The organism is Streptomyces sp. NBC_01235, assembly GCF_035989285.1.
GTDB lineage: Bacteria > Actinomycetota > Actinomycetes > Streptomycetales > Streptomycetaceae > Streptomyces.
This window is the reverse complement of the sequence record NZ_CP108513.1, coordinates 2,072,810-2,095,753: the sequence shown is the minus strand read 5'-3', so window position 1 is coordinate 2,095,753 and position 22,944 is coordinate 2,072,810. Positions and strand designations below refer to the sequence as shown.

The window sequence follows — 22,944 nt, the reverse complement described above, 5'->3', positions numbered from 1 at the left end:
GGCCCTGCGCGAGCAGGTCGCCGAGGTCCTGGCCCCGCTCGGACTGCGGCTCTCAACGGAGAAGACCCGTGTGGTTGCGATTTCTTCGAGGCCGTCACTCTGTCCGGGGCCCGCTTGTACGTGTTCGCCGTGATCGAGCACGCGAGCCGCCGGATCCGGATCCTGGGCGCGACCGCGAACCCGACCGCGTCCTGGGTGGTCCAGGCTGCGAAGAATCTCGTCATGGACCTCGAGGGCGCCGGCTGCCGGGCTCGCTATCTGATCAGGGATCGGGACGGGAAGTTCCCACGGCCGTTCGACGAGGTGCTCAAGGACGCGGGTATCGAGGTGGTGCTCAGCGGCGTCCGGATGCCGCGCATGAACTCGATCATGGAGCGGTGGGTGCAGACCTGCAGGCGAGAGCTGCTAGACCGTACGTTGATCTGGAACCAGCGCCATCTCCTGCGCGCCCTGCGCGAGTTCGAGTCGTTCTAAACGAGCACCGGCCGCACCAGGGTCTTGCGAATGCCCGCCCTCTCCACTCGTTGCCCGCTCCGATCGAGGACCCGGACCGGATCGCCCATCTGGACATACGACGGCGAGCGCGACTCGGCGGCACCCTCCACGAGTATCAACATGCCGCCTGACCAGCATGGAGGCGGTATTCGGCAAGCGCAACCCCGATCTGATGGCGAAGAGCGAGGATCTCGGCGTCCTTGCCATGGTCGCTCATCGGCAGTAGGCGCAGCAGGGCGAACACGTTCGTCACACCCAGATAGGCCAGTCGCAGCAGCACGACCGGCCATCATGCCGGGGCGACCACCAGGTGCCCAGAGCACCCGCCCAAACGCCCGCGCTCGACACCACCCGTACACCAGCCCCCACCAGGACGGATGAGTTTTTCGGCAGGCGCAAGGTAAGCAGCTCTGTAAGAACTCCTAACGAAATGATTTTCGAGGTGGTTGGATCACTCCAGGAATGTTGATCCGGGGGTGCAGGGTGGCTCGGCCGAAGCCGTGGGAAGTGGACGACGCGTTGTGGGCGGTGGTCGAACCGCTGCTGCCCAAGATCGAGCGCCGGACCCGGCATCCGGGACGCAAGCGGCATCCGGACCGGCTGGTGTTCCAGGGCATCCTGTTCGTCCTGCATACCGGGATCTCCTGGGAACACCTGCCGCAGGAGCTCGGCTTCGGTTCGGGCATGACCTGCTGGCGTCGCCTGGCCGAGTGGGCCGAGGCCGGTGTGTGGCCCCGGATGCACGAGGTGCTCCTCGCCAAGCTCCGCAGCGCGAACGCCCTGGACTTCTCCCGGGCGGCGGTCGACGGCTCCCGCATCCGCGCGTTAAAGGGGGTTCCAAGACCGGACGAAGCCCTGTTGACCGGGGCAGGACGGGCAGCAAGCATCATCTGATCACCGATGCCACCGGCATCCCGCTCGCCGTCACTTTGACGGGCGGCAACCGCAACGATGTCACTCAGCTGATCCCGCTCCTCCAGGCCGTGCCGCCCGTGAGGGGCAAGCGTGGCCGGCCCCGGCGCCGCCCAGACGTGGTGTTGGCCGACCGTGGCTACGACCACGACAAGTACCGCCGCCTGGTCTGGGACCTCGGCGTGAAGCCGCTGATCGCCCACCGGGGCACCGAGCACGGCTCTGGCCTGGGTACACAACGCTGGGTCGTGGAGCGTGCGTTCGCCCACCTGCACTGGTTCCGCCGACTGCGGATCCGCTGGGAGGTCCGCGACGACATCCACGAAGCCTAATTCGTTCTCAACGGCCCACACAGAGCGGTTGTCGCTCCAGCGGGTTGTTCGAGTACGGGGGCTGCGACGCGTCCGGCGAACCGGGTTCATTGAGACCTCCGCATAGAGCGGCGTGCAGTCCCCGTACTCGTGGTGGTGGTCGCGTGGGCATCGGACGGATTCCTACACGAAGCCTGGCTTGAGAAGCCTTGAGCGAAGAGCGAAGCGCTCGCGCCTGCGTGACCGCCACTACCCCAGGCCGTGCTTGCTCGTTGACGTTGGTGGTGCGAGCCCGCTGCATGATGACCTCTCGATATGCCCGAGCTTTGCGAGCTCCCGTCGAGACCGAGGCCCGTGTGACGCGCTGGTGCCACGAACGGCTAGTGAGGTGGCGGACCGGCCTTGTCGCCGAGTCCTGGAATTAGGTCGCCGCGTGGCCCGCATGCGCTCGTGACCAGCGCAAACACCCACGCCATGGGGAGGACGCCTTGATCTACTGCGGAATCGACTGGGCCGAGAGGACGCACGACGTCGCCCTGGTCGACGACTCGGGCCAGCTGATGGCCAAACGCCACATCACGGATGATGCGGCCGGCTACAAGATCTTGTTGGAGATGCTCGCCGAGTACGGCGACACCGAGGAACACCCGATCCCGGTGGCCATCGAGACCTCCCGAGGTCTGCTGGTCGCCGTGCTGCGGCAGGGCAAGCGGAAGGTCTTCGCGATCAACCCGATGGCCGCCGCCCGCTACCGCGACCGGCACAGCGTCTCCCGCAAGAAGTCCGACCCGGGCGACGCCCTGGTGCTCGCGAACATCCTGCGCACCGACATGCACGCCCACCGGGTCTTGCCCGATGACAGCGACCTGGCCCGCGCCATCGCTGTCCTCGCCCGCGCCCAGCAGGACTCCACCTGGAACCGTCAGCAGATTTCCAACCAGCTCCGCTCCCTGCTGCGCGAGTACTACCCAGCCGCCCTGGCGGCGTTCGAGTCCTGGAAGAACGGTCTCTGCCGCCCTGAAGCCCACGAAGTCCTCAAGCTGGCTCCAACTCCCACGCGAGCTGCTCGACTGACTCGCACCCAGCTCCAAGCCGCCCTCAAGCGGGCTGGTCGCCAACGCGGCATCGAAGCCGAGACCGAACGCCTCCGTGAGGTCTTCCGCGAGGACTGCACCCACCATCCTGCCCTCGTCGAGGACGCGCTCGGCAAGCAGATGCTCGCCCTCCTGGTCCAGCTCCAGGCCGCCTGCACGGCTACCGACGACCTCGCCCAGGCTGTGGAGGAAGCTTTCCCTCAGCATCCGGACGCTGAGATCATCCTCAGTTTTCCCGGCCTCGGCGTCCAGCTCGGCGCCCGGGTGCTCGCTGAGATCGGGGACGACCGCGGCCGTTTCGCCGACGCCCGCGGCCTGAAGGCATACGCCGGCTCCTCGCCCATCACCCGGGCTTCCGGCAAGAAGTCCAGCATCACCCGCCGCTGGGTCAAGAACGACCGCCTCAACCACGCCGGCTACCTCTGGGCCTTCTCCGCCCTCCGGGCCTCGCCCGGAGCCATGGCCCACTACCGTCGCCGCCGCGACGAGCGTGGGGACTGGCACGCTGCCGCCCAGCGCAACCTCTTCAACCGCATGCTCGGACAGATGTTCCACTGCCTCCAGCGACGGGAACTGTTCGATGAGAACACCGCATTCCCAACTGCCTTGGCCGCTGCGGCTTGACGACTTGAGGTCGTGAGGTGTCTTCCTCACCCTTGGGTGCGCGCTCATCTGCTGGCGGCGGATGGCCACCCCGGGCCGGGCTGCAAAGTGATGCGTCACATTACGCGCTTCCCGACGGACAGGAGTTCAAGCGCCTGCAGCGGCCCCGCCAGCACTACATCAGCCCGTTCCGTCCGGTCGTACATGTGGCCCCAGGCCGCTGCGGCACTCTGGCTTCCAGCGGCTGTCGCGGCACGGAGATCGAGCGGGGAGTCGCCGACATAGGCCACGTTCACGGGATCGATGCCGAGCTTCTCCGAAGCCATGAGGATTCCGTCCGGCGCCGGCTTGGGACGCTCCACGTGGTCACCGCCGATCAGTACGTCAACCGGCAAGCCTGCGGATTCCAACAACATTCCGGCCGCCCGAGAGCTGGCGCCGGTGAACACCGCCAGAGCTCTACCCTGGGCTTGCAGGGCAGCGAAGGCATCGGCCACCTCCGGATACGGCGCCACTTCGACACCTTCGAGCTCCCGGTAGTACACGTCAGTCTCCGTCGGCGTCAGTGGCCGCGCCACGAGGTGTTCCATGATGACTTCAGGCGTGCCTCGCCAGTACGCGGCGACGATGTCGTCGGCGTCGACGACGGGCCCGCCCAACACACGCACCGCCCGAGCCAACGCCGCAGGCACCACGGCAGTAGTGTCCAGCAGTGTGCCGTCCATATCCCAGACCAGTTCTTTGACAGTCATCCCGAGATCCTCGGGCACCCTGAGCTCTTGATCAAGACACCCGATGGCCGCCAAGAGCCCAGAACCCGCTCTTTCTGTTAGGAGTTCTAAGTGCGCGCCATCTCGGCGATCGACCGGCTGTGAGTTCGGGTCTGACTCAAGCATCAAGGAAGGCTGAGATCTGGCATCGGACCGCATCCGGAGGTCGAGTCTGGCGCACGCACTCTGCGGCCTCCACTAGACTTCCGAATACGTTCCGAATACTATGGATCCATGACCATAGCAGCAGACCTCCCCGTGGCGACTCGGCGCTCCTCGGACCTGAGCAAGCACTCCGCCGAGGTCTTCGCCGAGGCCGAGGACCACCCCGTGACGGTGACCCGGCGCGACGGCGAGGCTCTGGTCCTGATGTCGCAGCGCGAGGCCGAGGGTCGTGCCCGCTTGCTGAACTTTGCCGCGCAGCTCATCACCGTCACCCTCGACGACCGCGGCTCGCTCGCCGAGCGGATGTCCAAGGCCTTCCCTTGGATGCTCGCGCTGTCGCCGGCCGACCGGGAGTCCTGCGCGCAGGACCTCGTCGATGCGGCGCGCGCGTCGTTCGCCACCGACCAGCCGCACCTCGCGATCGCAGAGCTGACCTCCTGGAAGGAGACGGCCACCGCCGTCGCGGCCGGGCTCAGCAGCGGCAGCGCCGGTCTGGAGTGGCTCGACGACGATGAGACCGTGGAGCGTCCGTAGCCGTGGCGGCCGCCAGGAAGGGCGAGCTGGTTCCTCGCCCTCCGAAGAAGATCGAGTACGAGATCCGCTTCGCCACAGCCGACGCACAGAAGGGATGGCGCGACCTCGTCGCGACGATCCGCAACTCCATGACGGAGACCTGGGACTTCCTCACGCGGACGACGCCGACGAACTATCGGCTCAAGGGTGAGCTCGGCGTCATCGAGCGTGGCGGCGCGACCCATGAGCGGTGGCAGCACAAACCGACTGCGAAGGGCACCGCGCGCATCTGGTTCTACGTCCACGAGCGCACAGTCTTCCTGGAGCAGGTGCACACGAGCCACCCGAACGAGACGAAGTAGGCGCGCTTCGCAGCGTCGCACATCGTCGGTGAGCGCGCATACGATGGGGATGATCGCTGTGTGGCTGCCGCGACCGGGGACTTTGAGCGCGAACGCGAGAGGAGCGTGACCGCACCCCGTGCCGCCGGTGCAGAGTACCGCTCCCACGGCCCCCAGCCGTCCGGTGTGGCGCTCCGCGTCCACGAGGTGCACTGGCCTGAGAGCCTGCCCGGCGCAGGATGGCGACGAGCCGGTCGACTTGCGACTGTGACAGAGGAGACGCGCCGTCGGCCTTGGCGGCTCCCGCCTTCCGGAGGTCCTCGAGTACGACCGGAGAGGCCGGGTGGCGCGGCCGTCGTGTTCGCGAGGCGCTCTGATTGTCGGCGGGCTCTACGCTCGCGGTCGTGCGTGCCGAGTGTCGAACTGACCGTGGTATATCGCTGCTGTTCTCGGATGTATCGCCTGCTGCAGTTGATGAACCCAACAGTTGCCTCCTTCCTCAAGTACGAGCCGCTCTCGACTCGTCAGCCGAACACGTCGGTTTCGCTCAGGACGAGCTGGTCTTCGCCTGCCCGCAACAGCGCTGCCATGCCCACCCATGACTGACGCAGCTGGTGCCAAGCGCGGAAGCTCGGCCTGCGCGGCGAGGAGGAGGAGCTGAAGGCCGAGGCCTTCGAGCCGGGAGGACGCCATCGCCACAACCTCCTGCGCGAATGGGCAACGAGCCTCGCTCTCGCCCGGGCCTGGAGCCGGGAGCCTCGCGGGGCCGCCGCGGAGAAAGAGGGCGAGCGGCTCCGCGGCATCGTGTCCACCGCTCTCCGCTACTCGCGCGAAGCAGGAAAAGACCGCAGGGCGGGCCGGATCGAGCGCGGCCTGAACGGGAGGTAGCTCGAGTCGGTCGGAGTGTCAGTGGTCGCCGCCATACTCAGAAGACGTGCACCTGACTTTCAGGCGCATGTCCAGGAGTTCTCGACCGAGTAGGAACGAATTGACACACGAGAGCGAAGCAGTGCCCGACCGCGACCCGTACCTTCTGGCGCAGATGCGAGAGGCCTTCGGACGCGTGGTCTACAGCCACAAGACCCATGAGAAGCAGGCGGACATCTGCTTCACCAAGCACCGGTGGCAGCAGGGCGTCCTCATTGCTCTCACCGCGATCGGCTCGGGCACCTTCCTCGCCGCGGTGGTCGGCCTGCTCGGCAACGCAGTGCTGACGAGCCTCGCGACCTCTTCTATCGCGCTCCTGGTCAGCTGGATGAGCCTTGGGACGAAGACCTTCAAGTTCGAGGAGGAGTCCGAGGCCCACCGCGGCATCGCCTCTCGGCTGTGGGACGTCCGGGAGTCCTACGTCTCCCTCATCGCCGACCTGATGTCCGGCACCGTCTCCAACGCGGAGGGCCGAGAGCGGCGGGACGAGCTGCAGCAGGCCGCACGCGACGCGTACGCCGACGCGCCCAGGACGAGCAACAGGGCGTTCGAGCGCGCCCAGGGCGGGCTGCAGAACAACGAGGAGATGACGTTCACCTCGCACGAGATCGACCTCTTCCTCCCGGAGGCGCTCCGGCTCGGCGAAGGCGAGGCATCACGATGAAGACCTCAGAGATCTTCGAAACGCTGCTCCAGAACCTGAAGGTCGGAGAGCCGGCCACGACGGTCGCCTCGCGCCGGGACGAGATCACGAAGGCGCTCAACAAGGACTTCCGCGACAAGGACGGCTGCACCGACTACAAGCTGATGGTCGGATCGTTCGGCCGGCACACCGCGATCAAGGGCGTGTCCGACCTCGACATGATCTTCATCCTCCCTTCCGGGATCCGGCCGAGCTACGACGGGGACACCGGCCCGCGGAGGATTCTCGAGAGGGTTCGCGACGACCTCAAGGCGCGGTACAAGAACACGGAGATCCGCGTCGACCAGTGCGTCGTCCGAGTGCGGTTCACGTCCAACGCCTTCAAGTTCGAGGTCCAGCCGGCATTCGAGAACGCCGATGGCAGCTTCGACTACCCGGACACGAAGGCTGAGGGCTGGAAGGTCACCAAGCCGCGCGAGGAGATCGCCGCGACCAAGGAGTGCAACGACCGCACCTCGACGAACATGCGCCACCTCGCCCGGATGGCACGGGCATGGAAGAACGCGAACGGCGTGAACATGGGCGGCCTGCTCATCGACACCCTCGTCTACAACTTCTTCGACCAGACCGACGACTACGACGCAGCGGGCACAGGCTCGTTCGACCTCATGGCCGCGACTTCTTCGAATTCCTCAAAGATCAACCAGAGCAGGAGTACTCCCTGGCGCTGGGCAGCCGGCAGCAGGTCCACGTCAAGGCGCAGTTCCAGCCGAAGGCAAGACGTCCGCCAACAAGAAGTGGCGCGAGGTCTTCGGCACGTCGGTGCCGCTGGCGATGAGCGCGAGCGAGTCGTCCCGGTCGTTCAGGGACACCGAGGAGTTCATCGAGGACGAGTTCCCGGTCGACGTGTCCGAGAGCGTGTCCATCGACTGCGAGGTCACGCAGGCCGGATGGCGTCCGACCTGGCTCCGCGCGATGCGTCGCGGCGGGATCCTGCTCAAGGCCGACAAGAGCTTGAGGTTCGTGGTCACCAGCTGCTCGGTCGGGGAGCCCTACACACTCAAGTGGAAGGTGCTCAATCGTGGTCCGGAAGCCGAGCGGCGGGACAAGATCCGCGGCCAGATCGTCGACTCGAGCAAGCGGGGAGTCCGCATCGAGCACTCGGACTTCAAGGGCGAGCACGTCGTCGAGTGCTACGTCGTCAAGGACGGGGTCGTCGTCGCTCGGGACCGGATCGACGTGCCGGTCAGCAACACGAGCGTAAAGACGGCGAACGTCTTGTAGGGAACGGATCCTCGGAGCGCGACGAGACCCAGCCGAATCTGCCGGGGTCTCGTCGCATCAGGCGCATCCGCCCGTAGGGTTGAAGCATGAGCAGTTCTCTCGCTGCCATGTCCGAGTCCCTGCTCAACGCCGAGAGGGCCTTCGCGGGCAAGTGGTACGCGTTCGCTGCGCTGCTGAGCTGTGTTCCGAGGATCCCAGCAGGTCCGCGGAGCAGATCGTCGACCTGCTCCGCGACGAAGCAGATGCCGCGGAAGCGGAGTTCCGGCGGCTTCGAGACCTCGGCTGAGGCTGGTTCTCCGTCGGACGCTTCCGGAGAATGGTGCCGTGGAACGGCAAATCGACTTCACGCGCGAGCGGCAGATGCTCTGTGGGCGCTGCGATCATCGGTGGCGCGTCGATCTGGACTGGATCGATCGGTGGGAGCAGGCGAAGGAGACCTGCCCCGGCTGCGGCATGGCCTGCGAGCACGAGGGCCCGCCTCGGGTGACGCTCGACTCCGGCGACCCGGCGCTCGACGACGACAGGGTCGCGCAGTTCTCCTGGTACCACACGAGCACGCAGCTGGACTGGCCGACGCGGCACTTCGACCCGGCAGCCGTCTTGACTCCCGAGACCCGCAGGAGGATGGGCGGAGAGCAGCGGGTTTCCGCGTGGGCCGCGCGCCAGCGGGCGAAGGCCCTCCACGTCGGCACGTACGAGGCCGCTGTCCACAACATGCTGCGTCGGATCCGCGACCAGGCCGACCAGCGCAGCCAGTTCTATCTGTATCGCGTCCGTCTGAAGCCATCCGTCGTGGTGCGGGAGGGGTGGCTCGTCGACCCCAGCAACTTCGTCGGCGACGTCGGGCTCGACGAGGTCTGCCCGCCAGGCGTCGACGTCGCCCGCTACCTGAACTACCACGAGGATCCGGGAGGGCTCTCGCTCGCGCTGGGGAGGGACGCGATCGCCAGCGTTCAGCGGATCGCTGTTCCGCTCCCCGACACCTGGGATGGCGGCTGGGTGCGCGATGCCGTCGCGGCTCTCGAGGGAGTGAGCGGTACCGCCGTCCCGGCGACCGGCAAGCTGGCCCGCTTCATGCGGCCGTCATCGTCGCGAGCCGTCCTGGGCCGAGAGCTCGGTGCGTCCCTGGCTGGCAGACTGCCAGTCAACCTCCAGGACCAGTTCGCGTCGGCTGCGGCGTTCGCGGAGGGAGAGGATCCAGAGCAGTGGGCGCGACGGACCAGCGGCCTGTTCGATCTGATCGACGATCCAACTCGCGTGCTGGCTGCGCTCGATCAGCAAGATCCCCGGGAGGTCTGAGAATGGCCTGTCCGCTCCTGAGGGGCTGGAAGCCCGGAGGTCGCTGTCGGTCTTCCAGGTTGGCGCCGCCCTGAGTCGGGAGAGCGGGAGCAGGGGCTTTGGGGTTGGCTGCCGTCGCCGAGGTACCAGGTCGAGCTCTGCCGCCCTTGCCCGACCCGCAGTCGCCGCAGCCAACCGCTTGGTTTGAGGACCGTCTCGTAGACGGCCCGGAGTGTCGTCCGGGCGGACGGTGTCGTGTGGAGGTCGTGGTTGAGTCCGTGGTGACCAAGCGCCTGGGCGCTCTGCCTGTCGCTGCCGAGTTTCTGCGTCGGCTGGACGTCGCGGGGATCGTCGACGGGCTGCGGCCACCGGATTCGCGGGCGGACCTGACGCACGGCCAGGTCATCGAGGTACTGGTGGCGAACCAGTTGACCGCTCCCGCGCCGCTGTTCCGCGTCGGGGACTGGGCGTACTCGTGTGAGGCCGTCAAGGGTCTTGGTGGAAGCCGATGCGTGTCCCGGCTGGTGCATTGACGCATCTCATCGGTGTCTTGCTCGGGGCTTCGGCGATCCAACCGCAATGAAGTATCTCCAAGCGGCTCATCCGTACCACTTTAAACAGGACCCAACACAGGCCTGACCAGCGCTGGTCTCCGGCGGCATGCCGCCGGAGACCACAGGACGATCAGACTGTCAGGTGCTTCGCGAGGTCGGTGAGGCTGCTGAAGATCGGAGTGTTGAACTCCTTGTCGAGATGGGCACGGTTGACCGCGGTGTCCCACGCCTTCTTATCCGTGACGACCACGTCGCAGTACGGAATCGCGATCGACAGCGCGGCTATGTCGCGCAGATCGTTGATCGTCCAGTTCCGGTGCACGTCCTTGAGATAGTGGAAATGCATCATTGTGACGACCTTGCGGGACGGAAGCGCCATCAGGAAACTCGTGAGATCGTCCCGGCTGTGAAACGGACCCTGCTTCACGAAGCCGGCGCTCATGAGCGCACGGGTGTAGTTGTCGATGATGTCGAAGCTGAGCTGGCGGGCGACGATGGCGTCCATCGATCGCTTAGCGATTTCCGGGACGGTGCGCAGTGTGTTGATCATGACGCTGAAACTGGCGAGCTGATCGTCCGCGACGCGCCGGGCCGCATAAGGGTCATAATCCGGGATCGCGGACCGAAGAGTCCCGGGTGGCCCCCTCAGGACCCAGTACTCGGTGGTTGTGTTCGCCGAGGCCTCGAACTCCGACGCTGACATCCCCAGGCCGGATTCCAGCTCTTGGCGGTTCTCCTCCGTGATTCCGTTCAGTACCATCCGCTTGGCCTCGCCGAACGCGAACCCCACGCCGATACCGAATTTCGTCACCTTCTTGGGGAAGGCGGGGCGGCCGAGCCGGCGGTTGAGCTCCAGCGCCAGTTCCTCATCGATGATCTTAGACCCGGGTGCCATGGTCACGAACCTGGACAACAAGGCCATCGCGTCCGCCGCCCGCTCGCGGTGAGCGTCGCGGGGATTCTCGGTCAACTCCATGTAGTGCACGGTCGAGAGGGGAAATATGACCTCTCCCCGCTCGACTTGGCCCTGGAACTGCTTCAGAGCCGTGACGTGGTCGGGGTTCTGTGGGTTGCCCGCGAGTGCGTCTCCGAGGGCATACCAGTGGTTCAGGTCGAGATAGACCATCAGCGGAAGGGGTGTTGCCATGCCCGCGATGCTAGGTCGCCCAATCGTCTGATGCATCGGACTTTTCCCGTTGCGCGAAGCCCGTCCGGCAACGAGTGGATCAGCTGGTATATCTCCATCTTGAAAACGGGAACCCGCCGGTCTCTTCGCCCTGAAGAGCTCCGACACCTCCGAGTTCGGCGCGACAGGGCCTCAGGAATCCGCGAACCCGTCGGCTTCCACGGCCGCCGCGCTGGACGACCTCACCGGTGCTGCCCCGGGCACGGTGGATGAGCGGCTGCGTTTCCGCCTGGCGAGGGTCGCGGCCTGGGCCGGACATGAACCTCAGCTGACCCGCTCTACCCTCTGTGCGGAAGGGCCCGCACGGCAAGCCGTGCGGGCCCTTCCGTGTCATCCCCTACTTTGCGGACGCATACACCCTAGGGGGAGTGCGTCCCGCCTCCCAGGTGGGAGATGAGTGGGAGATGATCATGGAGTGGTGATGCAGTCAGGCGCTAGGAAATGCTAGATGGTGCTACATGTGTGGCCCGGGATCAGGACCCGGACTCCGCCGCGTGCGGGCTCAGCGCACCCGTCGTGACCAGCGCGATGATGACGATGCCGAGTGCGATGCGGTAGTAGACGAACGGCATGAAGCTCTTGTGCGAGATGAACTTCATGAACCAGGCGATGACGGCGTATCCGGACGCGAAGGCGATCACCGTCGCGAACATCGTCGGCCCCCATGCCACGTGACCGCCCTCGACCGCGTCCTTCAACTCGAAGACCCCGGAGGCCAGTACGGCCGGAATGGCCAGCAGGAAGGAGTAGCGGGCCGCGGCCTCGCGCTTGTAGCCCATGAACAGGCCGCCGCTGATGGTGGCGCCGGAGCGCGAGACGCCGGGGATGAGGGCGCAGGCCTGGCAGAGGCCGAAGATCAGGCCGTCCTTGACGCCCAGGTTCTCCAGGGTCTTGCGCTGCTTGGGCGCGCGGTGCTTCCCGCCCGTCTCGTCCCGGGCCGCGAGCCGGTCGGCGACGCCGATCACGATGCCGACGACGACCAGCATGGTGGCCGTGATCCGCAGGTCACGGAAGGGTCCCTCGATCTGGTCCTTCAGCGTCACGCCCAGCACACCGATCGGAATCGAGCCGACGATCACCAGCCAGCCCATCTGGGCGTCGTGGTCCTTGCGCATCGTCTTGTCGAAGAGGGACCGGCTCCATGCCGAGATGATCCGGCCGATGTCCTTGCGGAAGTAGATCAGGACCGCCGCTTCCGTACCGATCTGCGTGATCGCCGTGAAGGCGGCACCGGGGTCCTTCCAGCCGGAGAATGCGGCGGTCAACCGCAGATGCGCGCTGGAGGAGACAGGGAGGAACTCGGTCAGCCCCTGGACGAGTCCGAGGACGAGGGATTCAAACCAAGACATGAGGTTACGGAGTCCAAGTGCCGATCGGAGAGGGGCGACGGAGACGGCACGCCGCCGCGCCCGATGATCAAGGGTGTGCAAAGGAAGGGTATCGGTCCCGTGTGACAGGTCCGGCACAGGGGTTTCGCGGGCGGCGCGACCAGCGGCGTTTCGGTGCCGCAGGCTCGGACGCCATGGTTGACCGGCCGCCCGGCCGCCACATACGTTGCTGCCGAGGGAAAGCGCTTGCTGCGTGTGCGTGCTGTTCGCTTTCACTCGGTTGCTGGCCCGCCCGGTCATTCGGCCGTCCGTCGGAGGAGTGCTGATCACGCCCATGTCCCCATCCAGTCGGCCGTCCCCTCCGCTGCCCGTTCCGCTTGCCGGGCGCCGTGTCCGGGCCGCCGTCATCGGTACCGGCGCCATCGGTCGCGGCTCCCATCTGCCCGCCCTCAAGCAGCTCGCCGCCGAGGGCGAGACCGAGGTCGTGGCGGCCGTTGACATCGATGCCACCGCCGTCGAGACGTTCTGCGCGGAAGGCGGTGTTCCGCACGGCTACACCGATCTGGAGCGGATGCTGGCGGAGCAGCGGCCCGACCTGGTGACCATCTGCACCCCGCCGACCCTGCACCGCGAGCAGACCGTGGCCGCGCTGCGGGCCGGTGCCTGGGTGTGGTGCGAGAAGCCGCCGGTGCCGACCCTCGCCGACTACGACGCCGTGCAGGCGGAGGAGGGGGCGGAGAGCGGTCCGTACTCCTCGATCGTCTTCCAGCACCGATTCGGGTCCGGGTCGCGGCACGTGCGGCGGCTGCTCGCCGAGCAGGCTCTCGGGCGGCCGCTCGTCGCGCACTGCCAGACCACCTGGTACCGGGACACCGCCTACTACGCCGTGCCGTGGCGCGGTCGCTGGCAGACCGAGGGCGGCGGCCCCGCCATGGGCCACGGGATTCATCAGATGGACCTCCTGCTGGACCTCCTCGGTCCGTGGAGCGAGGTGCGGGCCATGGCAGGCCGGCTCGTGCACGATGTGGAGACGGAGGACGTCTCCACCGCCCTGGTCCGCTTCGAGAGCGGGGCCATGGCCACGGTCGTCAACAGTGTCCTGAGCCCCGACGAGGTCAGCCGCATCCGTATCGACTGCGAACGCGCCACCGTCGAGCTCACCCACCTCTACGGCCACTCCAACGCGAACTGGCGCATCACCCCCGCCCCGGACGTCTCCGGCGAGCAGGCGGCGGCCTGGCAGGACTTCGGCGCGGACGTCCCGAGCTCGCACCTGGCGCAGCTGCGTGAGCTGGTCGCGAGCATGCGGGCCGGCCGGCGGCCGCGCAGCAGCGGCGCGGACGGGCGCACCAGCCTGGAGCTGATCACCGCGCTGTACAAGTCGGCGTTCACGGACACGACCGTGCATCGGGGCGAGATCGGGCCCGGTGACCCGTACTACACGGCTCTGCACGGCGGAGCCCCCGGCTGGGCGCCGGCCGCGGTTACCGTGAACGCGGAGGCATCCGCATGACCGGCGACCTGCGTCTCGTCCACGCCCACGGCGACCGCATCACGGTGACCGACCCGGCCACCGGTGTCGAGCTGCTCGCCTACGTGTACCGGCCCGAGGCGGCCTGGGAGGCGCCGAGGCCGTACATCCACCCGCTGCGGACGCTCCAGGGCGACGTCGTCACCGACTACCGGCCCAACGACCACCGCTGGCACAAGGGGCTGTCGCTGACCGCCTCCCACCTCTCGGGCGCCAACCTGTGGGGCGGCAACTCGTACGTCCACGGCGAGGGATATCTCGCACTTCCCGAGCGGGTCGGGTCGATGGCGCACGTCGGCTTCGACGAGGTCTCCGCCGACGGCGGCCGGGTCGTCATCGCCGAGCGGCTGACCTGGCACCCGTACAGCGGCGAGCTCTGGGCTGACGAGACGCGCCGGATCGAGGTGCACGACGTCGACCCGGACTCCGGTTCCTGGGCACTGACCTGGACCAGCGCCGTCACCAACCGCCGCGATGAGCCGCTCCGCTTCGGCAGCCCGACCACCGCGGGGCGGGAGATGGCCGGCTACACGGGCCTGTTCTGGCGCGGCCCGCGCGCCTTCCGGGACGGCCGGATCATCGGCCCGGACGGCGAGGGCCCCGGGCTGATGGCCTCGCAGAGCCCCTGGCTCGCCCTCTCCGGCGAGCACGACGGCACGGACGGCCACGCCACTGTCGTCTTCGCGCACGCCCCCGAGAACGACCACTCCGGCACCCAGGGTGCCCACCCCGCCCACTGGTTCGTCCGCAACGAGCCCTTCGCGGGCATCGCTCCCTCCTGGGCCTTCTTCGAGGAGTTCGAGCTCGCTCCCGGCGACACGCTCACCCGCCGTTACCGGGTGGTCGTGGCCGACGGTGCCTGGGAGCGGGAGGAGATCGCCAAGTACCTGGAGGCGCACCCGTGGTGAACGAGTACGGGGGCTGCCCGGCGGAGTCGCCGTCTCGCACGTGTGCGTGTACGACTGGCCCGCCGCCGACGGCCTGCACGGCGGAACTCCCCATATTGGCCTGACCTGTTCGGAGGGTACGTCGTCACGGGCGGGCACGGCGCGGTGCAGACCCTGACGGCGACCGGGTACGAGGTCACGCCCCTCGTGCCCGGCACGGTCGCCTGGTTCACGCCGGGCACCATCCACCGGCTGGTCAACGAGGGCGGCTGCGCATCACGGTGTTGATGGCGAACAGCGGGCTGCCCGAAGCGGGCGACGCGGTGCTCACCCTGCCCCCGGAGTACCTCACCGACCCCGAGACGTACGCCGCCGCGACCGCGATCCCGGCCGCCGCACCGGAGGAGGAGCAGGCCCGGATCGCCCGCGCCCGGCGCGATCTCGCGCTGGAGGGCTACGGGGCGCTGCGCGCGGATCCCGTGCGGCCGGCCGCCTTCCACCGGGCCGCCGCCGCCCTCGTGCGGCCCCGGCTGCCGGAGTGGCGCGACCGCTGGGCTTCGTGGTGCGAGGGCGGCCGCGGACGCCACGGGGGAGCAGCTCGACCGCCTCGCGGACGGGGATGTCTCCCACCTCGCAGAGGCCGTCGTACGGGCCCGACAGCCGTCGGAGTACGGGAAGTTCGGGATGTGCGGGCGGCTGGACGCGCACACGCGGCCGTAGGGCCGGTCATCACCGTCGTCACCGTGCGGTGACTCAGCTGACGTAGTTCCGCTGACCTGGTTTCAGTGATACCGCCACAACCTCCCCGGCAGAATGATCCAATCGGCCGATGTCGAGAACGGGGAGTGGGCACATGCGGATCAGGGCGACGGCGGCGGTCCTTTTCACAGCGGCACTGGTGGCCGGTTGCGGGGGCGGAGGCGATTCCGACGCGAAGTCCTCCGCGTCCGCGGACGCGCCGGGGTCCGCTTCGGTGTCCGCCTCGGCGTCCGCGCCACAGGCGCCTGCCCAGCCGCTCGGCGAGGCCCAGTTGAAGTCCGCCGCGCTGACCGGCGGCGACGTGGACGGCTTCCAGATCACCGACTTCCCCGTGAAGCCCGACGGCGACTCCACCGCCCGGCCCGCGGACTGCCAGCCGCTGGAGAACATGCGCACCGCCTCGCCGGACCCTGGCCCCCAGGCGTTCACCGGCCTGCTCGCCCATCCCGGCGCGGGTCCCGCGGCCGGCTCGGCCACCACCATCGGCCTCATGGCCTACGATCGGTCCGGCGCCGAGGCCATCCTCGAGGGCCTGCGCACCGCCCTGAAGAAGTGCACCGCCTACGAGGGCGGCGTGCCCGCCCGCACCACCGCCAAGGCCGCCACCGCGCCCGAGGTGGGCGACGACGCCGTCGCCTTCGCCCTGCAGAGCGAGCGGGACAGCGCGGACGCCTTCGTGGTCGTGCGCAGCGGCGCCACGGTCGTGCTGTTCTACACCGCGAGCGGCACCGGCTCTGAGGCGGAGGTGCCGGAGGCGCTGGTCGCCGCGCAGATCCGCAAGCTGGAAGCCTGAGGGCCCGCCCCAGGTGTATTGATCACGAGCGTTGTCGACACTCGCCGGGCTTGATCATGGCGAAGACCTCCGGGTGGTGGAGTTGCGAGTTCGACCGCCGTGGCGTGCCGTGATGCGAGCCATTCCCCCGGGCTGGCTCCCGACTCGGCTGGAGCCGTCGAGTCCTTCACGAGAGTAGGCCCGTGAGCAGGGCGGCCACCGCCGGAACAGCGCATGCACCGCTCGCCAGGAGCCGTGGCAGTACGGGACGTCCCGCCAGGGCGCACCGGCCCGCACCCGCCACCTGATCGTGTCCGGGCAGCCGGGCAAGGCCGTTGGCCACGCAGTGGGGAAGCCGACCTTGAGACACGACCTCTAGGCGGCCGACGGGCCCGCCACCGTCCACCCCGGTGCCTGTGGGTGGGCGCTCAGGTCCTCGTGACGGACCTTCTCGCCGCAGGCCGAGCAGGTGACCACCGGCGCCAGTTCGTTGCCGCAGGCATGCTCGATCACCATGGGGCGGTCGCCATCCTCACGGAGATGACGGTCGCCCCATGCCATGAGCGTCATCAGGACCGGCTCCAGTTCGAGCCCCGCCTGCGTGGGCCGGTATTCGAAGCGCTGCGGGCGCTCGCTGTAGGCGCGCCTGGTCAGGATCCCGGCGTCGACGAGACGGCGCAGCCGGGTGGCCAGGATGTCGCGCGGGGCGCCGATGTTGCGCACCAGCTGGTCGAAGCGGCCGTTGCCCAGGCACACCTCCCGCAGGACGAGCAGGGAGTACTTCTCACCGATGAGAGCGAGGGTGTCGGCGATCGAGCAGGGGCGCGGGGCTTTGGAGTCCTTGGAGTCCTTGGTGGCGGCCATGCGATCAGTCTAGGTGGGCGTTGGAAAAACAAACCCTGGTGAGTTGGATTTTCCAACCCGCAAGGCTATGGTGAGTTTGAATTTCCTACTCATCAGTAGGTGTCCCAGGTGTCCCTGCTCGTGCTCGTCATGGAGGCCCCGCACATGCGTGACGCAGTCATCGTCGAAGCCGTACGCACCCCCATGGGAAAGGGCAGGCCGAACGGCTCCCTCGCCCACGTCCACCCCGTCGAACTCCTCGCCCACACCCTGCGCACCCTCGTCGAGCGCTCCGGCGTCGACCCCGCGCTGATCGACGACGTCATCGGCGGCACCGTCGACCAGGTCGGCGAGCAGGCCATGAACACCACCCGCTACGCGCTGCTCTCGGCGGGCTTCCCGGAGACGGTCCCCGCGACCACCGTCGACCGGCAGTGCGGCTCCTCCCAGCAGGCCGTGCACTTCGCGGCCCAGGGAGTCGTCTCCGGCGCCTACGACCTCGTCGTCGCCTGCGGTGTCGAGTCGATGAGCCGGGTGCCGATGTGGTCCAACGTGCCGCCCGGCAAGGACCCCTTCGGCCCCGGCGTCGCCGCGCGCTACCCGGAGGGACTGGTCCCGCAGGGCGTCAGCGCCGAGCTCATCGCCGCCAAGTGGTCGATCACACGGGAGCAGATGGACGCCTTCGCGCTGTCCTCGCACCACAGGGCCGACGGGGCCTGGTCGGCAGGCCTCTTCGACGCCGAGGTCGCGCCCCTGGACGGTGTCTCGCGCGACGAGTGCGTACGGCCGGGGAGCACCCCCGAGATCCTCGCCGGCCTCAAGCCCGCCTACTACGACCCGGCCTTCGCCGAGCGCTTCCCGCAGATCGAGTGGAACGTCACGGCGGGCAACGCGAGCCCCGTCAACGACGGCGCGTCGGCCGTGCTGATCACCTCGAGCGAGACCGCCGCCCGGCTCGGCCTGCGCCCGCTCGCCCGGCTGCACAGCTTCGCCGTCACCGGCTCGGATCCGCTGCTGATGCTGACCGGCGTGATCCCGGCGACCGAGAAGGTGCTGCGCCGGGCGGGGCTACGGCTCGACGACATCGACCTCTTCGAGGTCAACGAGGCCTTCGCCGCCGTCGTCCTGGCCTGGCGGCAGGAGACCGGGGCCGACCTCGCCAAGGTCAACGTGCACGGCGGCGCGATAGCGCTCGGGCACCCGCTCGGCGCGAGCGGCACCCGTCTGACGACGACGCTCGTCCACGCGATGCGCGAACGCGGCGCCCGCTACGCCCTGCAGACGATGTGCGAGGCGGGCGGCCTCGCCAACGCGATGGTGCTGGAATCCGTGTGACGCGCCTTCGGCCACGGCTACGAACGGCGCAGGTGGTGGCGCTTGCGCCAGGCCACCGCCGCGCCGCCGACCGCCGGCAGGGCGATGCAGACCATGGCGATCAGGAAGGCCGGCGAGGTCGGGGAGGAAGCGCGGGCCCCGGCGACGACGTACGCGGCGGTGTTCGGAATCGAGCCCAGCGCCGTCGCCACCAGGAAGGACAGCCAGCCCATGCGGGAGACGGCCGCGCAGTAGTTCGCGGCCCAGAACGGCACCCCCGGGAACAGCCGGGCCGCCAGCATCGAGCGCATGCCGTGCCGGCTCAACTGGCCGTCCGCCGCCTTGAGCAGCCGGCCGCGCAGCAGCGGTCGTAGCGCGTCCTGCCCGAGGACGCGGCCGAGCCCGAACGCGATCCCGGCTCCCAGCACCGTGCCCGCCAGCGACGCGACGGTGCCCCACTGCGTGCCGAACAGCGCGCCCGCCGCCAGGTTCAGCAGCGGTCTCGGCACGAACGCCACGGTGCACAGGCCGTACGCCACCGCGAAGACGGCGGCCGCCGAGGCGCCGCCCAACTGCGGTGGCCAGCCGTCCGCGAGGAGCTTCTGCGGCTCGAAGAGCAGCACGCTCGACGCGGCCGCCGCGAGCAGCGCGACCAGCAGCGCGAAACGGGACCAGGGCGAGAGGAGCACTCTGGTGCAGCGCGCGGCGAGGCCGCCGGCTGCGGCGACCGGAGCCGCGGCGGGTGTGGTGACGGGCACGGGAGCCAGTACGGGGACGACGAGCTCCGTGGCGGTGGCCCGGGGAGAGGCCGTGGCGGTGCCCCCAGAGCGGGTGGTGGCATCGAGCATTCCGCGACAGTAACGGACGGACGTGTGTGATCGCCGTATGGTCCGTCTCATGACCGTCACAAGTGCGGACGCGATCGGCGTGCCGGGCAGCGTTCTCGCCGAGACTGTGCTGACGCGGCCGACGACCGCGTAGCGGGCCGCGCCCGCGCCCGCTCCGGGCCGGGCGGCGGCCATGGGCGCGTACCACTGCTCACCTTCGGGAAGGCCGCCAACGAGGAGCTTCGCCGTCCGCGGTGTGCGGGCTCGCGAAGCGGAACGGTACCGAGAGCCGGCCGGCCGGCGCTCTGCCCGCCTTGTCGGCCACGGCGGCGGACGGGTGGAACGGGCCGGGATCCTCGCCGGCGAGGTGCCGCAGGGCCGTCCGCCGGTAGATCGTGGCCGGCCGGTGCTCGCCCTCGGGGTCGGCGGCGACGGCGAGCAGGATCACGAACCAGTCGTGGACCGTGTCCCCGTCCCAGACGGCCTCGATCGCCACGACACACCCCGGCACGCCTGCCGCGCGTGCCGTCAGCGAGTCCAGGTCCAGCGGGTCGTCCGGCGTCCGGGCGATCCGGTCGCCGTGATGGACGGAGCGCTCGCTGACGACGAGTTGCGCGTCCGGCAGCCGCAGGCCGTGGGGCTGCCCCGCCTTCCGGACGACTCGGACGGACTGGAAGACGGCGTCCCGCAGGACAAGGCCGTCGGCCTGTTCGCGCACCTCCTGCGGAAGCCGTTCCCAGCACTCGGTCGCGCGGATGCCGGTCATCAGGTCAGCACCCCTCTCGTCCCCTTCCGAACCGCCGAAAACCATTCGACACCGAACGAACCGTCGGCGATGATCGACACCATGTTCCGGTACGCCTTCGTCCTCGCAGCATCCGCCGTCGCGGATGCCCCGAAGGCTGCCGTCCCGCTCCTCGTGGCCGCTGTCGACGGCGCCCGAAGCTGACCCTCTCCGGATCGTCCGGCGGACCCCGCAGGGGGAGGGTCGGCCAGTTTCTCGGGGTCCCCACTTCCTACGGACACGCTTCGAGGTACAGCCATGCCCAAGACCGCTTACGTGCGGACCAAGCCGCACCTGAACATCGGCACCATGGGTCACGTGGACCACGGCAAGACCACCCTGACCGCCGCCATCACCAAGGTCCTCGCCGACCGCGGCACCGACAACACCACCGAGTACGTTTCGTTCGACCGCATCGACCGTGCCCCGGAGGAGGCCGCGCGCGGCATCACCATCAACATCGCGCACGTCGAGTACGAGACCGACACCCGGCACTACGCGCACGTCGACATGCCGGGCCACGCCGACTACGTCAAGAACATGGTCACCGGTGCCGCGCAGCTCGACGGGGCGATCCTCGTCGTCTCCGCGCTCGACGGGATCATGCCGCAGACGGCCGAACACGTCCTGCTCGCCCGGCAGGTGGGGGTCGACCACATCGTGGTCGCCCTCAACAAGGCCGACGCCGGTGACGAGGAGCTGATCGACCTCGTCGAGCTGGAGGTCCGCGACCTGCTCACCGAGCACGGCTACGGCGGCGACTCCGCGCCCGTCGTACGGGTGTCGGGGCTGAAGGCCCTGGCCGGCGACCCGCGTTGGACGGCGTCGATCGACGCGCTCCTCGACGCGGTGGACACCTACGTGCCGATGCCCGAACGGTATCTGGACGCGCCGTTCCTGCTGTCCGTCGAGAACGTGCTCACCATCACCGGGCGCGGCACCGTCGTCACCGGTGCGGTGGAGCGCGGGACGCTCCGCCTCGGAGACCCGGTTCAGGTGCTCGGCGCCGGAGTCGAAACCGTCGTGACGGGGATCGAGACCTTCGGCAAGCCGATGGAGGAGGCGCAGGCAGGGGACAACGTGGCGCTGCTGTTGCGCGGGGTGCCGCGGGACGCCGTTCGGCGGGGGCACGTGGTCACGGCGCCGGGAAGCGTGAGTCCGAGTCGTCGGTTCACGGCCCAGGTGTACGTGCTGTCGGCGCGCGAGGGGGGTCGTACCACGCCTGTCTCCACCGGCTATCGACCGCAGTTCTACATCCGTACGGCGGACGTCGTGGGGGATGTGGACCTGGGGGAGGTGGCGGTGGCGCGGCCGGGGGAGCGGGTTGTCATGACCGTCGAGCTGGGGCGGGAGATGCCTCTGGAGCCGGGACTGGGCTTCGCGATCCGTGAGGGCGGGCGGACCGTGGGGGCGGGGACCGTCACGTCCGTTCCGTGAGGGCGGCTGATGTACGTGGGGCGCCGCGGGACCGTTGTGGCTGGTCGCGCGGTGCCCCGCGCTCCTGAGGGTGCTGTCCTGCGGGCACAATGAAGAAGTGAACGACGAGCCCATACCCGTCACCCGAAGCATCGACCACGGCACCGCCAAGCTGATGCCCGACGTCGATCGGGAGCGGGCCTGGCTGCTGACCGTCGACGGGGCGCCGCAGTCGTACGTCGATCTGGACGATCCGACGTATCTGGAGTTCGAGTACGCGCGGCGCCTCGGGCACGTCCTGGACACCGTCGCCGAGGTGGGACGGCCGCTGGACGTGCTGCATCTCGGCGGCGGCGCCCTCACCCTGCCCCGGTACCTGGCCGCGACCCGGCAGGGCTCCCGGCAGGACGTCGTCGAGTACGACCGCGGGCTGCTGGAGCTGGTCGCCGAGCACCTTCCCGTGCCGGCCGGTGCGGGCATAGCGCTGCACGCCGCCGACGCGCGGGCCTGGCTGGAGGCGGCCCCGGACGGCTCCGCCGACGCGCTCGTCGCCGACGTCTTCGGCGGCTCGCGCATCCCCGCCCACCTGACGTCCCTCTCCTACGCCCAGGAGGCCGGACGGGTCCTGCGCGATGACGGCGTCTATCTGGCGAACCTCGCCGACGCGGCGCCCTTCGGCTTTCTGCGGTCCCAACTCGCCAACCTCGCAGCGGTGTTCGAGGAGCTCGTGCTCATCGCCGAACCGGCCGTCCTGCGCGGCCGGCGGTTCGGCAACGCGGTGATCGTCGCCGCCCACCACCCGCTCGACGTGACTGCCCTGGCCCGCCGCACCGCCTCCGACGCGTTCCCGGCCCGGGTGGAACACGGCCCAGGCCTGCGCCGCTTCATCGGCGACGCCCGCCCGGTACAGGACGAGGACGCCGTACCGTCGCCCGTGCCACCCGAGGGCGCGTTCGGCATCGGCTGAGCGGGGGCGTTCGGGGACACGGGGCGAAGTTCGGATCGGCAGCTTCCTGTTGTCGGCCTTCGAGAGAGGCCGCCGCGCGAGCTGCGGAACACTGCCCACTGCCTGACTGAACGACTGCTGGCTTCCCGACAACTCCAGCCAGTCGCCGAGCCGCTGCCAGGTCGCGGCGTAGCGTACGGAGAGTTTGCGGACCGTCTTCGTGCTCAGCCAGGTCAGGCCGTCGGCCACGGCATCCGGCGAACAGCGCGCCGCTCTCGCCGCCCGACTCCAGGACGGCGAACGCGGCGGCGATGAGCGCGCCGTGACTGCCGAGGCCCGTCACGAACGCGGCGGTGGGGCCGGCCGTCCCGTCGGCTTCGGCGGGCTCCGCGGAGGGAGTGACCCCGTCTGTCCGCGCCGGCACCCCGTGGTGCCGAGCCGGTGAACCGCTCAGCCCCCGC

23 protein-coding genes and 4 pseudogenes are annotated in these 22,944 nt (G+C 69.0%); 17 read left to right on the top strand and 10 right to left on the bottom strand.

Features of this window, described 5'->3' with window-relative positions; all coding sequences use genetic code 11:
- Positions 1-75: 75 nt before the first annotated feature.
- A pseudogene (locus OG289_RS08880) lies at positions 76-626 on the top strand (integrase core domain-containing protein); the annotation flags it as partial.
- Here the strand turns inward: OG289_RS08880 and OG289_RS08875 are convergent.
- A complete protein-coding gene (locus OG289_RS08875) occupies positions 611-775 on the bottom strand; it encodes a hypothetical protein (RefSeq protein WP_327313469.1) in 165 nt (54 codons plus the stop codon). The pseudogene OG289_RS08880 and the gene OG289_RS08875 overlap by 16 nt on opposite strands.
- 182 nt (positions 776-957) lie before the next feature.
- Here OG289_RS08875 and OG289_RS08870 point away from each other — a divergent pair.
- Both OG289_RS08870 and OG289_RS08865 read left to right on the top strand, forming a co-directional pair.
- Positions 958-1,739, top strand: a protein-coding gene (locus OG289_RS08870) for an IS5 family transposase (protein ID WP_442818887.1) whose coding sequence is annotated in 2 segments (ribosomal slippage) — positions 958-1,305 and positions 1,308-1,739 — 780 coding nt in all. Because the reading frame shifts where the segments join, the coding sequence is not laid out codon by codon here.
- 467 nt (positions 1,740-2,206) lie between these two features.
- Positions 2,207-3,436 (top strand): IS110 family transposase, encoded by a 1,230-nt coding sequence (locus OG289_RS08865; protein WP_327313467.1) that lies wholly within the window; start codon positions 2,207-2,209, stop codon positions 3,434-3,436.
- A 95-nt stretch (positions 3,437-3,531) separates the two neighbouring features.
- Here OG289_RS08865 and OG289_RS08860 read toward each other — a convergent pair whose 3' ends face one another.
- Positions 3,532-4,167, bottom strand: coding sequence for an HAD family hydrolase (locus OG289_RS08860; protein ID WP_327313466.1), 636 nt, complete (start codon positions 4,165-4,167; stop codon positions 3,532-3,534).
- A gap of 252 nt (positions 4,168-4,419) precedes the next feature.
- Between OG289_RS08860 and OG289_RS08855 the strand changes: the two genes are divergently transcribed.
- The 4 genes and pseudogenes from OG289_RS08855 to OG289_RS49610 all read left to right on the top strand — a co-directional run.
- Positions 4,420-4,884, top strand: a complete 465-nt coding sequence (locus OG289_RS08855; RefSeq protein WP_327313465.1) for a prevent-host-death protein — start codon at positions 4,420-4,422, stop codon at positions 4,882-4,884.
- A 2-nt stretch (positions 4,885-4,886) separates the two neighbouring features.
- Positions 4,887-5,225, top strand: coding sequence for a hypothetical protein (locus OG289_RS08850; RefSeq protein WP_327313464.1), 339 nt, complete (start codon positions 4,887-4,889; stop codon positions 5,223-5,225).
- 967 nt (positions 5,226-6,192) lie between these two features.
- The gene (locus OG289_RS08845) at positions 6,193-6,795 is read left to right on the top strand and encodes an SLATT domain-containing protein (protein WP_327313463.1); all 603 of its coding nucleotides are present in this window, start codon (positions 6,193-6,195) and stop codon (positions 6,793-6,795) included.
- A pseudogene (locus OG289_RS49610) lies at positions 6,792-7,220 on the top strand (SMODS domain-containing nucleotidyltransferase); the annotation flags it as partial. The gene OG289_RS08845 and the pseudogene OG289_RS49610, both read left to right, overlap by 4 nt.
- Here the strand turns inward: OG289_RS49610 and OG289_RS08840 are convergent.
- Entirely contained in the window at positions 7,205-7,369 is a 165-nt protein-coding gene (locus OG289_RS08840) for a hypothetical protein (protein WP_327313462.1), read from the bottom strand. The pseudogene OG289_RS49610 and the gene OG289_RS08840 overlap by 16 nt on opposite strands.
- A gap of 239 nt (positions 7,370-7,608) precedes the next feature.
- On the opposite strand from OG289_RS08840, the gene OG289_RS08835 reads away from it, so the two are divergent.
- From OG289_RS08835 to OG289_RS08825, 3 genes are all read left to right on the top strand, one after another.
- The gene (locus tag OG289_RS08835) at positions 7,609-8,058 is read left to right on the top strand and encodes a nucleotide-binding domain-containing protein (RefSeq protein ID WP_327313461.1); all 450 of its coding nucleotides are present in this window, start codon (positions 7,609-7,611) and stop codon (positions 8,056-8,058) included.
- 324 nt (positions 8,059-8,382) lie between these two features.
- Entirely contained in the window at positions 8,383-9,357 is a 975-nt protein-coding gene (locus OG289_RS08830) for a hypothetical protein (protein ID WP_327313460.1), read from the top strand.
- Between the two features lie 245 nt (positions 9,358-9,602).
- Positions 9,603-9,869: a DUF4277 domain-containing protein gene (locus OG289_RS08825; RefSeq protein ID WP_327313459.1), complete on the top strand. Its 267-nt coding sequence runs from the start codon at positions 9,603-9,605 to the stop codon at positions 9,867-9,869.
- 151 nt (positions 9,870-10,020) lie between these two features.
- On the opposite strand, the gene OG289_RS08820 is transcribed toward OG289_RS08825, so the two are convergent.
- Both OG289_RS08820 and OG289_RS08815 read right to left on the bottom strand, forming a co-directional pair.
- Positions 10,021-11,037, bottom strand: a complete 1,017-nt coding sequence (locus tag OG289_RS08820; RefSeq protein WP_327313458.1) for a hypothetical protein — start codon at positions 11,035-11,037, stop codon at positions 10,021-10,023.
- A gap of 512 nt (positions 11,038-11,549) precedes the next feature.
- Entirely contained in the window at positions 11,550-12,425 is an 876-nt protein-coding gene (locus tag OG289_RS08815; RefSeq protein ID WP_327313457.1) for an undecaprenyl-diphosphate phosphatase, read from the bottom strand.
- A gap of 313 nt (positions 12,426-12,738) precedes the next feature.
- On the opposite strand from OG289_RS08815, the gene OG289_RS08810 reads away from it, so the two are divergent.
- From OG289_RS08810 to OG289_RS08795, 4 genes and pseudogenes are all read left to right on the top strand, one after another.
- Complete coding sequence (locus OG289_RS08810) at positions 12,739-13,917, top strand: Gfo/Idh/MocA family protein (RefSeq protein ID WP_327313456.1); 1,179 nt, start codon at positions 12,739-12,741, stop codon at positions 13,915-13,917.
- Complete coding sequence (locus OG289_RS08805; protein ID WP_327313455.1) at positions 13,914-14,843, top strand: PmoA family protein; 930 nt, start codon at positions 13,914-13,916, stop codon at positions 14,841-14,843. The genes OG289_RS08810 and OG289_RS08805 overlap by 4 nt, the downstream gene beginning before the upstream one ends.
- Before the next feature lie 40 nt (positions 14,844-14,883).
- Positions 14,884-15,542: pseudogene (locus tag OG289_RS08800) on the top strand (cupin).
- 133 nt (positions 15,543-15,675) lie between these two features.
- Positions 15,676-16,374, top strand: a complete 699-nt coding sequence (locus OG289_RS08795) for a hypothetical protein (protein ID WP_327313454.1) — start codon at positions 15,676-15,678, stop codon at positions 16,372-16,374.
- 54 nt (positions 16,375-16,428) lie between these two features.
- Here the strand turns inward: OG289_RS08795 and OG289_RS08790 are convergent, their stop codons facing one another.
- Positions 16,429-16,683, bottom strand: coding sequence for a transposase (locus tag OG289_RS08790; protein WP_327313453.1), 255 nt, complete (start codon positions 16,681-16,683; stop codon positions 16,429-16,431).
- Between the two features lie 45 nt (positions 16,684-16,728).
- Entirely contained in the window at positions 16,729-17,217 is a 489-nt protein-coding gene (locus tag OG289_RS08785) for a winged helix-turn-helix transcriptional regulator (protein WP_327313452.1), read from the bottom strand.
- Between the two features lie 144 nt (positions 17,218-17,361).
- Here OG289_RS08785 and OG289_RS08780 point away from each other — a divergent pair, with 144 nt between their 5' ends.
- Positions 17,362-18,531, top strand: coding sequence for a thiolase family protein (locus OG289_RS08780; RefSeq protein WP_327313450.1), 1,170 nt, complete (start codon positions 17,362-17,364; stop codon positions 18,529-18,531).
- 17 nt (positions 18,532-18,548) lie between these two features.
- On the opposite strand, the gene OG289_RS08775 is transcribed toward OG289_RS08780, so the two are convergent.
- Positions 18,549-19,358: a TVP38/TMEM64 family protein gene (locus tag OG289_RS08775; RefSeq protein WP_327313449.1), complete on the bottom strand. Its 810-nt coding sequence runs from the start codon at positions 19,356-19,358 to the stop codon at positions 18,549-18,551.
- A gap of 190 nt (positions 19,359-19,548) precedes the next feature.
- Positions 19,549-20,103 carry a hypothetical protein gene (locus tag OG289_RS08770; protein WP_327313448.1) on the bottom strand — a complete coding sequence of 185 codons (555 nt, stop codon included), beginning with the start codon at positions 20,101-20,103 and terminating at the stop codon, positions 19,549-19,551.
- 276 nt (positions 20,104-20,379) lie between these two features.
- Between OG289_RS08770 and tuf the strand changes: the two genes are divergently transcribed.
- On the top strand, positions 20,380-21,558 hold the full coding sequence (tuf, locus tag OG289_RS08765; protein WP_327313447.1) for an elongation factor Tu: 1,179 nt from the start codon (positions 20,380-20,382) through the stop codon (positions 21,556-21,558).
- A 154-nt stretch (positions 21,559-21,712) separates the two neighbouring features.
- Complete coding sequence (locus tag OG289_RS08760) at positions 21,713-22,504, top strand: spermidine synthase (protein ID WP_327320621.1); 792 nt, start codon at positions 21,713-21,715, stop codon at positions 22,502-22,504.
- Between the two features lie 247 nt (positions 22,505-22,751).
- Here the strand turns inward: OG289_RS08760 and OG289_RS49605 are convergent.
- Positions 22,752-22,907 (bottom strand): annotated as a pseudogene (locus tag OG289_RS49605) (MFS transporter); the annotation flags it as partial.
- Positions 22,908-22,944 lie beyond the last annotated feature (37 nt).

What these genes read in the sequence shown, in the direction of transcription:
- OG289_RS08860 (WP_327313466.1), bottom strand. Translation starts at nt 4,167, where the DNA reads ATGACTGTCAAAGAACTGGTCTGGGATATGGACGGCACACTGCTGGAC.
- OG289_RS08855 (WP_327313465.1), top strand. Translation starts at nt 4,420, where the DNA reads ATGACCATAGCAGCAGACCTCCCCGTGGCGACTCGGCGCTCCTCGGAC.
- OG289_RS08840 (WP_327313462.1), bottom strand. Translation starts at nt 7,369, where the DNA reads ATGAGCAGGCCGCCCATGTTCACGCCGTTCGCGTTCTTCCATGCCCGT.
- OG289_RS08835 (WP_327313461.1), top strand. Translation starts at nt 7,609, where the DNA reads ATGAGCGCGAGCGAGTCGTCCCGGTCGTTCAGGGACACCGAGGAGTTC.
- OG289_RS08820 (WP_327313458.1), bottom strand. Translation starts at nt 11,037, where the DNA reads ATGGCAACACCCCTTCCGCTGATGGTCTATCTCGACCTGAACCACTGG.
- OG289_RS08815 (WP_327313457.1), bottom strand. Translation starts at nt 12,425, where the DNA reads ATGTCTTGGTTTGAATCCCTCGTCCTCGGACTCGTCCAGGGGCTGACC.
- OG289_RS08810 (WP_327313456.1), top strand. Translation starts at nt 12,739, where the DNA reads ATGTCCCCATCCAGTCGGCCGTCCCCTCCGCTGCCCGTTCCGCTTGCC.
- OG289_RS08805 (WP_327313455.1), top strand. Translation starts at nt 13,914, where the DNA reads ATGACCGGCGACCTGCGTCTCGTCCACGCCCACGGCGACCGCATCACG.
- OG289_RS08795 (WP_327313454.1), top strand. Translation starts at nt 15,676, where the DNA reads ATGCGGATCAGGGCGACGGCGGCGGTCCTTTTCACAGCGGCACTGGTG.
- OG289_RS08785 (WP_327313452.1), bottom strand. Translation starts at nt 17,217, where the DNA reads ATGGCCGCCACCAAGGACTCCAAGGACTCCAAAGCCCCGCGCCCCTGC.
- OG289_RS08780 (WP_327313450.1), top strand. Translation starts at nt 17,362, where the DNA reads ATGCGTGACGCAGTCATCGTCGAAGCCGTACGCACCCCCATGGGAAAG.
- OG289_RS08775 (WP_327313449.1), bottom strand. Translation starts at nt 19,358, where the DNA reads ATGCTCGATGCCACCACCCGCTCTGGGGGCACCGCCACGGCCTCTCCC.
- OG289_RS08770 (WP_327313448.1), bottom strand. Translation starts at nt 20,103, where the DNA reads ATGACCGGCATCCGCGCGACCGAGTGCTGGGAACGGCTTCCGCAGGAG.
- tuf (WP_327313447.1), top strand. Translation starts at nt 20,380, where the DNA reads ATGCCCAAGACCGCTTACGTGCGGACCAAGCCGCACCTGAACATCGGC.
- OG289_RS08760 (WP_327320621.1), top strand. Translation starts at nt 21,713, where the DNA reads ATGCCCGACGTCGATCGGGAGCGGGCCTGGCTGCTGACCGTCGACGGG.